We start from the raw sequence: 10,512 nt of genomic DNA, 5'->3' as shown, positions 1-10,512 counted from the left end.
TTTTTCTGTCTTAAAAGTCCCTTTTCATCACATGTTAGGCACTTTATTCATATATATGGGTGTGTGGCTATCTTGTTAGGAAAGGGTGTTATATAAATATATGTGTGGAATTACTGGTTGGGTAAATTTTGAACGCGATCTAACAACGAAAATAGATAACGTCAGAAAGATGGCTAACGCAATACAACACCGTGGTCCAGATGAGCACAATGAATGGATTTCGGAGCATGTTGCATTTGGACATCAACGGTTAATCGTTGTCGATCCTGAGGGTGGAAAACAACCGATGGAATGCGTCAAGAATGATGATAACTACATCTTAGTTTATAACGGTGAATTATATAATACTGAAGATATTAGAAAAGAATTACTTAGTCTTGGCTGGACATTTAGATCTCATTCCGATACAGAAGTGTTATTAAAAAGTTATATGGAATGGAAGGAAGCGTGCGTAGAGAAATTTAATGGCATATTTGCTTTCGCTATCTGGGATCCAGAAAAAGAACAATTATTTATGGCTAGAGACCGATTAGGTGTGAAACCATTATTTTATACAGAGCGAAATGGAGGAATTATTTTTGCCTCTGAATTAAAGGCACTAATTGCGCATGAAGAAATTGAGCCAATCATTGATCAAGAAGGCCTTAGTGAAGTACTTGCGCTTGGTCCATCAAGAACACCAGGTCATGGTGTTTTTAAAGGTGTTAACGAGCTTCGCGCAGCACATGTTGGTGTGTTTGATAAAAAAGGATTCCGTACAAATAGATATTGGAATGTTGTTAGCACAGCGCATACTGATGATGTCGAAGAAACGGCAGATGTGATCCATTATTTACTAAAAGATGCAGTGGAACGTCAGTTGATCTCAGATGTACCATTAGGAACATTTTTGTCAGGTGGTGTTGATTCAAGTGCGATTACTGCCTTCGCATCGAATTACTTGAAAGAACACGGTAAAGGAACATTGAACACATTTTCCATTGATTATGAAGACAATGCGAAATATTTCAAAAAAAGCTCATTCCAACCAAACAACGATCAAGACTTTATCGGTAAAATGGTCGACGCCCATGGTACTGAGCATCATAATTTTGTAATTGATAATGCGACACTTGCAGATATGTTAAAAGAAGCAGTAGAATTGCGTGATTTGCCGGGGATGGCAGATGTTGACTCATCGTTACTGTGGTTTTGTCGAAAAACGAAACAAGAAGTGACTGTTGCGCTTTCAGGGGAATGTGCAGATGAAATTTTTGGTGGGTACCCATGGTTTTACCGAGAAGAAGATTTATCTCGCGAAGGATTTCCTTGGATACGCTCAGCAGAGGTTAGAAGGTCATTATTAACTAATGAGTGGAAGGAAAAGCTAGATTTACACGAATATATGCTCAAACGTTATCAAGAAACAATTGATGAGACCCCTGCATATGAAGGTGATACAGAGATTGAGCGGCAAAGAAGACAAATGTTTTATCTGAATATGCACTGGTTCATGCCAACATTGTTAGATCGAAAGGATCGTATGAGTATGGGTGCTAGCTTCGAGGCTCGTGTACCTTTCAGTGATCATCGCCTAGTGGAATATGTTTGGAATGTTCCGTGGGAGATGAAAACTTATCAAGGTCGGGAAAAGGGGATTCTTCGTAAAGCACTAGAAGGTGTGCTACCTGATGAAATCTTATATCGTAAAAAAAGTCCTTATCCTAAAACACATAATCCTTTTTATACCGAAGCGGTTGTTAATTGGTTAAAGGAAATACTAGATGATCCTAACGCGCGTTTGTTTGAAATCTTCGACAAAGAGGAAATTCGCAAATTAGTAGACAGTGAAGGAAAAGAAATCGAAGCCCCGTGGTTTGGTCAATTAATGACAGGTCCGCAGTTGTTAGCACACTTGGGTCAGATTGATCACTGGTTGCGCACCTATAATATTATAATTGAAAAATAGTAATACGGACTCCACCTGCATGGGTGGAGTTTTTATTCATACTTGAAATTAAATACGACGGCTCGCTATATCAAACAGCAGAGGAGCAAACCGGATTGAGCGGCCATATAAACGCTTATTTCGCTTGAATTTTTAATTTAGATGATTTGACGGCCACCACAGTACTTATTTGCCGATATCAACTCGTTGAAACAACAAATTCACCCAAATAAGTGCGCTGGTGGCCGCACAATTCTAATCATGCATCATTTGTCACAGATAAGTGCAGTGGTGGCTGTTATCGACTCATCGTCTGCAGTGCATGTCTCCTACATAGCGCCTGTTTAACACTTCGACGAGATTTTAGCTGTTTTGCGCAAAAACAATTTATTTTAAAAAAGCCTATTTTTAAAGTTAAGACTAGAACTCAGGGAAGTCTAACTCTAGCGCACAACAAGATTTCCTTCCACTTCGTGCGTCACTTCTCTGTGATCTATTGTGTCTTAAATGTGACTTTTCAAGCACAATTAACAATTTTTATTGACAACACTTCCTACTAACAGATAATCTATAAAGAGTCTTATATTACAGATATGTTACAAAAAATATTTGGGAGGTCGCAAAATGAAAAAGTTAATAATCTGTTTAATGAGCCTTCCGTTCCTGTTATTGCTTGAAAAACCAGTAGCATTGGCTAAGGGTGATGTGCAAAATTGGCAAGACAATGCTGTTTATTATATCCTTGTTGACCGATTTGTAAATGGGTCCTCAACGAATGATATTGAAGTTAATATTGACGATGTGGATACATATCATGGTGGAGACATTCAAGGTGTTATAAATAAATTAGATTATATAAGTGAATTAGGTTTTACAGCAATTAATTTAAGCCCAATTATGGAAAATGAACAGGGAAGCTTTCAAGGATTTCAAATAAGTGATTACCGCGTGGTAGAAGAGCAGTTTGGTACGATGGAAGATTTGAAGCTGCTAGTAACAGAAGCACATAAACGAGGTATAGAAGTAATTTTAGATTTTGTTATTACACACACGGCAAGTAATCACCCTTGGGTTAATGGTAAAAATACTACTGACTACTATATGACTGATAGAACGGTACAAACTAGTATATGGGACCAAGGTCTTCCACGACTTAATTTATCCAATGTAGAGGTGCAAAACTATCTTATTGATTCCGCGGAATACTGGATGAAAGAAGCCAAAATTGATGGTTATCGTATTTATATTGATGAACAAACTCCAGAAGCATTTATCAAAAAATTAAACGATCGTGTACATTTAATCGACGCTAATTTTTTTACCATAGGTGATTCTAACAACACAGATGATTGGCTTAATGCAGATTTCGATGCTCTAATAGATAATCAGTTGAATGAACAAGCTACTTCGATATTTCGAGCTGCAGGTAATGAGCTAGATCCTCTTTATCAAACATGGAAAGAACCGAATGATAGTATTCACACAGGCGCTCTTGATGATATTATGACTACTAGATTTGCAAGAAAATCATCAGCAGAAGGTTATAATCCGGTAACACGTTGGAAGCTCGGTCTAACATATTTATACACGATCAATGGGATGCCAATCATTTATCAAGGTTCAGAAATTCCTATGAATAATGGTATTGATGAGCCAGATCATGATATGGTTCAGTTTAATAGTGGAGATAATCAACTAAAAAACTTTATTGAGCAATTAAACGCAATCCGAAAAAAATTTCCTGCCCTTTCAAAAGGAAAGATTGAGCTCATAGGTGAAAATGGAGCAATGAGTGTCTATAAACGGTCACATCAAGGACAAATTATGTATGTTGCAATAAATAATGGTGAGGAAACTTTAACTATTTCTACAGATAACGTACCGAGTGGGATGCAGTTAACCGGCTTATTACAGGACGATATCGTCCGGGAGAGAAAAGACGGTACCTATAAAATTACACTCGACAGGGAAACATCAGATATATATATGGTTGAAGAAGATAAAGGTCTTAACTGGCTGTTTATTTCTTTTATTATCGTTGTAATTGGTGGATTTGTCCTTGCCATTATGTTTATGACAAGAAAGAATAACCAAGAGGATTAATATGTAAAAGGATAGAATATTAAAAAATCTCGAGTAATTACGTATACTCGAGATTTTTTAATTAGAAGATGCTTTTTGAACAAAATGTTTATCCATCCACGAACGATTTGTCCACCGACGAAGCATGAGCATGCCTCTTAACCACTCATCTGCAATAAATGCAATCCAAATACCGATTAGCCCTAAGCCTAAATACATTCCAAAAAACCACGCAAATGTAACACTAATGCCCCACATCGACATTATGCCGATATATACTGGGAATTTGACATCCCCTGCAGCGCGTAACGAGCTAATCACGACAATATTAAAAGCTCTACCAGGCTCTAATACAATTGTTAATAGTAATAGCATCGAACCTTGCTCAATAATAGAAAGGTTGTCGGTAAATATACGCATTAAGTAACCACTGGAAAAATAAATAATAACTGCACCAACAATAGAAACAACAATGGCTACTTTTAAACTCTTTATACAGCAGTCATAAGCATCCTTTAATTTATTCGCACCAATCATGTGGCCAATTAATATTTGCGCCCCCTGCCCAATAGCAATCGCGAACAAAAAGATAAACATCATCAAATTTTGTGTATATACCTTCGTTGTAAGTGCTACTGTTCCAAGTTGCGCGATAAAATATGTGATCACCATCTGGCTCATGTTATAAGAAAGCTGTTCACCAGCGGAAGGTATGCCTATATGAAGTAAATCTTTAGCATGGTGCTTTTGGTAAGTGAAAAATGCTCTCCCAGGTAATGTATATTCGGTTCTTTTTAGTAACAGAAAAAGCAATACTATGAATCCTAAGCCTCTACTAATGATCGTAGAGATGGCGACACCTTTTACACCTAGAACAGGAAAGCCAAATGATCCAAAAATAAATAAGTAGTTGCCAATCACATTGAGCACGTTCATGCCGATCGTTACGTACATCGTGTCCTTCGTAAAACCATAGCTTCGTAGGATAGCAGAGACAGTCATAATTAGTGCTTGGACAAAAATAAAACCACCTACAAGATTTAAATAGACAGTTGCATCTCCAAATAATTCATTCGGTATATTCATTAGTTGTAAAATCGGCTTACTTAATAAATAAACGCCGATGCTTAGTATTAAGGAAAACCACAAATTTAAACTAATAGAAGTAACCGAAATCTCAACTGCTTCAAATCGATTAGAAGCACCTAGGTTTTGAGCAACAAGAATTGCCGCGCCTGCTGCTACAAAACCAAACATCACGATGATTACTGCAATAATCTGATTGGCAACACCAACTGCTGCCACTGCATTATCCGAATATTGGCTAAGCATTAACGTATCTGCATTTCCCATTAACATATGTAACAAGGTTTCAATAAATATAGGCCATGTTAGACCAAATAAAGTTAATTTTTGCTTGGTATTGTTCTGTTCCGACATAGCTTTTATTCGCTCCCTTAGTCTCAACAAACACCAATTAACTGTACTGCAAAATGTAATTATATGCTATAACTTTTTTTAAAAAGGCTGTTTTCTAAGAGATTGTTGTTAATGCGCAAAATAGCTAAAATGCGTCGTAGTGTTAAACAGACGCAATGGAGGAGGCATTGTACTGCGGTCGATGAGTCGATGACGGCCACCAGTGCGCTTATCTGTGACACATGAGGCATTATTAGAATTGTGCGGCCACCAGCGCACTTATTTGGGTGAATTTGTTGTTTCAACGAGTTGATATCGGTAAATAAGTGCTGTGGTGGCCGTCAAATCATCGAAATTGAAAATTTAAACTAAATAAGCGCTTATATGGCCGCTCAATCCGGTTAGCACCTTTGCTGTTGGTATAGCTAGACGCGTGAGCAAAAATCTCGAGCACTACGTCGCATTTTACTTCAAATATGACATAAAAAACAACAAACTCTACGAAAAGAGCCTTTAAAAAAATACCAAATTCATATTATTCTAGTTTGGTGATGATTTAATCATGCACTATTGTCAATAGCGTAAAATTTAAATTAAAAAGAGCAACCACTTTATAGTAGCTGCTCTTTACAATCCAATTATTACCCGTTAACAACCTCACCACCATTTACATGGATCATCTGACCAATCACATAACTTGAGTCATCACTAGCCAGATATACATACGCAGGTGCTAGTTCATATGGCTGACCTGGTCTCCCAGAAGGATTGTTTGATCCGAATTCAGCCACCTGCTGCTTATCAAAGCTTGCAGGAATTAGTGGTGTCCATATCGGACCTGGTGCAACGCCGTTAACTCGAATTCCTTTTTTAACAAGAGATTGAGAAAGAGCGCGAGTGAAAGAAGTAATAGCTCCTTTTGTACTCGTATAATCAATTAATTGTTCATTTCCTTTATATGCCGTGATCGATGAAGTATTAATAATAGAACTTCCTTTTTTCAGATGAGGAAGTACGGCCTTCGCCATATAAAAATAAGAAAAGATATTTACTCTAAACGTTTTTTCGAGCTGTTCATTTGTGATATCTAACAGGTCATTTTGTGGATATTGAACGGCGGCGTTATTAACGAGAATATCTATTTGCTTCAGTTCTTTTTTTATTTGTTGTACGGTGGAATCACAAAAGTCTGGATCACCAATGTCACCGCTATACAGTTTGCATGTTCTACCTTCTGCCTCAATTAATAATTTTGTTTCTTCGGCATCTTTATGTTCATCAAAATAAATAATCGCTACATGTGCGCCTTCCTTCGCAAAATATAAACTAACGGCCCGTCCAATTCCACTATCTCCACCAGTAATAATAGCTACCTTATTTTGAAGTTTGCCACTTCCTTTATAGTTAGGATCTACAAATTGAGGAAGTGGATCCATTTCATATTCATATCCGGGTTGCCTATTTTGATGTTGTTTTGGATGGATTTCTTTCTTTTTGTTATTAGACATAGTTTCCCTCCTAAATCATATGTATGTATTTAGTTATACCCATTCGCTTCGTAATCATGATTAAAAATGAATAGATATATTTGAGTGAAAATAGTAAGGTTAAACATTATTTATAAAAGGTATATCTTTCGTGATTAGGATGTTATATTCTGAAATAGATTAGTGTATGTTTTTTAAAATGTGGATGTGATGATAATAAAATTTAGGACTTTTTATGTTTGAGTAACTAGGAGTATATGCAACAGCTAACGATTAATTAAAGGGGTACAACATGGAGAACTTGTTAATGGAAGTAATGAATCAATACGGTTATATGGGTATTATGTTCTTAATTGCATTAGAAAATATTTTTCCTCCGATACCGTCAGAAGTAATTCTAACATTTGGTGGGTTCATGACGACCACAACGAATTTAAGTATTGTTGGAGTCGTACTTGCTTCAACAGCAGGCTCTTTAATAGGTGCAATTGTCTTATATGGAATTGGCCTGCAACTTAATGTTGAAAGATTAGAGAAGATCGTTGAGCAATGGGGACGTTTTCTTCGCTTGAAGAAAGAGGACATTCATAAGGCAGATGCTTGGTTCGATAAGTATGGCCCATGGACAGTATTTTTTTGCAGATTTGTACCACTTATTCGAAGTTTGATATCGATACCAGCTGGTATGTCTAATATGAATCTAGGATTATTTCTACTATTTACTACGCTAGGGACACTTATTTGGAACACAGTTCTAGTTTATTTAGGAGCTTCAGTCGGAGCTTCATGGGACGTAATTGTCGGCTATATGAGTGTTTATTCTAAAGTTATTTATGCAGTGCTTGTTATTCTAGTAATATGGCTAGTATATATGTATGTGAAGAAAAGAGTTAAGCGTGACTAAAAGATATGACTTTGAAGAGTAAATTGAAATGCTAAAAACAGCATCTAACAGATACACTGGATGATTATCGGAAGAATCATAGGTGGAGCACTACTTAATTCTTATCAAAGAAGTAAGCACAAGGCAAGAAGAAAAGAACCTTCTAGCTGTTTTTAGCTAGGAGGTTCTTTTAAGTACATTATATTTGAAGTGCTTATTGAAAGAATCTGATGTGACCTTCTTTAATCTAAAATCACTAATGCGGTGTTTGCTACTATTAGAACTATGCTGGATAAAGCTGCTTACGGTCACCTCGGATAAGGTTAGAGAGAACTTATTGTTATTTCTTGTTATCGCCTATGTCGACAAATTAAACAAATTTACCCTAGTACAGGATAATTATTATCAGTTATTTCGTGAACAGAAACAGCTCCTTCAGTGTTAAGAAGGTAAAGGATATCACGATATAATACTATGTCAATTTTCTCATGGATATAAAGCTGTTGACAGTAATCAAGAAGATGGTTAATGGAGTACGGTTTATCTTGACGGTCTAACTGGTACATTGTTAGTAGATTCTCTAATTGCATTCATCATTCCCCTTTGCTTAAGGTTTAGTATGATCTCTCTACTATATATATGGGGAAAGAGGCATGGGTATGCGAGAGATGCTACACGAAAAATAAAAAGTGCAGCATCTTTTTAAAGATGCTACACATATTAATTACTTGTATTCATCATTCAAAAAGAAAAGTGCGATTGTTCCTGGCCCCGAATGGGCACCGATGGATGATCCTACCATTTCAATATGGATATTTTCAGTTCCAAACCTTTCTTTGATCAGACTTGCGAGTTGGTTTGCCTGATCTATGTCATCACCATGGCTGATGCCAATCGGCTGACTACTAAGACTCATGCCGCGTTCATCCATCAGGTCGAGCATTCGTTTTAGTACCTTTTTTGAGCCTCGTATTTTTTCAAGCGGGATCAATTTACCGTTATCCACATGTAATAGTGGTTTGATTTTTAGCATCGTACCAACAACTGCAGCTGTCTTACTAACTCGACCGCCACGGTACAAATATTCAAGGTCATCTACAGTGAAAATATGCTCCATATGTTCTGCATGATAGCTTCCGATTTCAACAATATTTTCTAAAGAAGCCCCTTCTTGTGATAACTGCGCAGCCCTTAATACTACTAAACCGTAGCCAAGTGAAGCACACTTTGTGTCAACTATCCGTAATTCCCAATCGGGATATTGCTCTTTTACTTCCGTCTCCATCAGTTTTGCAGATTGGTAGGTGCCAGATAGTTCAGAAGAAAAGGAGAAATAAACAGTAGGCTGGTTTTTCTCCGCATACTTCAAAAAAGTATTTCTAAACGCTTGTGGCGAGACTTGAGACGTTTTTGGTTTTTTTCCATCACGCATCGCATCATAAACAGTTTTAGCGGAGATCGTTTTACCGTCCTCAAAATCATTATCATCTAAGTGAACTGTAAGCGATACCATTTCGATGTTATAGTCATCATAGGAAGATTTAGAAAGATCACACGCTGAGTCGGCAATAATTTGTACATTCATCCATTTCACATCCAATACAAATAGTTTTTTATAATACTAATAATGGCGGGTAAGCACCTAGAACATTGGAAAGAATAACAGTATTACAAAGATGAACAAACTTTCTAATTATAAGTTTAATCATATCAGTTATTTTAGTCAAAATATACTGCTCATTTTACATGAATAAGGTTAACCGTTAAGATAGTTGGGTATGAAGATATAGGTGTACATATGATTTAGGAGGAAGGCAATGTTTTTATTCGAAGCAAAAAGAATACTCATAGTTATTTTTGGTGCATTTCTTAATGCGGTTTCCCTAAATTTATTTCTAATTGGGGCTAATGTCTATGCCAGTGGTTTTACTGGTACTTCACAGCTATTATCCAGTGTTTTTATTGATTTCTTTGGAATAGGAATAAGTACAGGTGTTATTTTACTTATTTTAAATATTCCTGTTGCTATTCTAGGTTGGTATAAGGTTGGTAGAGGATTTACCGTCTATAGTTTCATTTCGGTGATTTTTACTACAACCTTTCTTACGATTATACCTGTAGAACAATGGAGTCAGGATATTATCTTAAATGCAGTGTTTGGTGGTGTACTTGGAGGTATAGGTGTTGGAATGACATTGAAATGGGGTGCTTCTACTGGTGGCTTAGATATCATTGCAATGGTACTATCACGCATGAAGGACCAACCTATCGGTAAATACTTTCTCATAATAAATAGTATTATTATTGCGTTGGCTGGGATTATCTATGAACCGGAGAATGCGTTATATACATTAGTAGCACTTTACGTTTCTACTCGAGTAATTGATGCAATTCATACAAGACATGAAAAAGTTACAGCAATGATTGTAACGAGAAAGGCAGATGAATTGCAGCAAGCAATTCACGATACGATGGTTAGAGGTATTACGATTCTTCCAGCTCGAGGTGCTTATAGTAAAGTAGATAAAAATATGCTGTATTTAGTGATCACACGTTATGAGCTATATGATTTAGAACGAATTGTAAGTGAAATTGATCCAAATGCATTTACAAATGTCGTTGAAACAGCAGGTATATTTGGCTTTTTTAGAAGAAATGATTAAATGGTGTAACATAAAAGCTTGTTCATTCGACCTATTAGTTAAAGCGCAAAA

General features: G+C 36.5%; 8 protein-coding genes. 4 read left to right on the top strand and 4 right to left on the bottom strand.

Annotated elements, in window-relative coordinates; all coding sequences use genetic code 11:
- Positions 1–100: 100 nt before the first annotated feature.
- Positions 101–1,948: an asparagine synthase (glutamine-hydrolyzing) gene (gene asnB, locus ACI6MV_RS21640; protein WP_407272411.1), complete on the top strand. Its 1,848-nt coding sequence runs from the start codon at positions 101–103 to the stop codon at positions 1,946–1,948.
- Positions 1,949–2,551: 603 nt separating this feature from the next.
- A complete protein-coding gene (locus ACI6MV_RS21635) occupies positions 2,552–4,030 on the top strand; it encodes an alpha-amylase family glycosyl hydrolase (protein ID WP_407272410.1) in 1,479 nt (492 codons plus the stop codon).
- Between the two features lie 57 nt (positions 4,031–4,087).
- Here the strand turns inward: ACI6MV_RS21635 and ACI6MV_RS21630 are convergent, their stop codons facing one another.
- Entirely contained in the window at positions 4,088–5,449 is a 1,362-nt protein-coding gene (locus ACI6MV_RS21630; RefSeq protein ID WP_407272409.1) for an MATE family efflux transporter, read from the bottom strand.
- A 620-nt stretch (positions 5,450–6,069) separates the two neighbouring features.
- Positions 6,070–6,936 carry an SDR family oxidoreductase gene (locus ACI6MV_RS21625; protein WP_407272408.1) on the bottom strand — a complete coding sequence of 289 codons (867 nt, stop codon included), beginning with the start codon at positions 6,934–6,936 and terminating at the stop codon, positions 6,070–6,072.
- A gap of 271 nt (positions 6,937–7,207) precedes the next feature.
- On the opposite strand from ACI6MV_RS21625, the gene ACI6MV_RS21620 reads away from it, so the two are divergent.
- Positions 7,208–7,819, top strand: coding sequence for a DedA family protein (locus ACI6MV_RS21620; RefSeq protein ID WP_407272407.1), 612 nt, complete (start codon positions 7,208–7,210; stop codon positions 7,817–7,819).
- Positions 7,820–8,178: 359 nt separating this feature from the next.
- On the opposite strand, the gene yppF is transcribed toward ACI6MV_RS21620, so the two are convergent.
- Together yppF and ACI6MV_RS21610 are read right to left on the bottom strand one after the other, a co-directional pair.
- The gene (gene yppF, locus ACI6MV_RS21615; RefSeq protein WP_407272406.1) at positions 8,179–8,388 is read right to left on the bottom strand and encodes a YppF family protein; all 210 of its coding nucleotides are present in this window, start codon (positions 8,386–8,388) and stop codon (positions 8,179–8,181) included.
- A 134-nt stretch (positions 8,389–8,522) separates the two neighbouring features.
- The gene (locus tag ACI6MV_RS21610) at positions 8,523–9,383 is read right to left on the bottom strand and encodes a DegV family protein (RefSeq protein ID WP_407272405.1); all 861 of its coding nucleotides are present in this window, start codon (positions 9,381–9,383) and stop codon (positions 8,523–8,525) included.
- Between the two features lie 232 nt (positions 9,384–9,615).
- Here ACI6MV_RS21610 and ACI6MV_RS21605 point away from each other — a divergent pair, with 232 nt between their 5' ends.
- Positions 9,616–10,461 carry a YitT family protein gene (locus ACI6MV_RS21605; protein WP_407272404.1) on the top strand — a complete coding sequence of 282 codons (846 nt, stop codon included), beginning with the start codon at positions 9,616–9,618 and terminating at the stop codon, positions 10,459–10,461.
- The last annotated feature ends 51 nt before the right edge of the window (positions 10,462–10,512 follow it).

It is taken from the genome of Radiobacillus sp. PE A8.2 (assembly GCF_045635475.1).
GTDB lineage: Bacteria > Bacillota > Bacilli > Bacillales > Amphibacillaceae > JBJGXI01.
Note: the sequence above shows the minus strand (reverse complement) of the source record. Positions and strands in the feature narration are given on the sequence as shown.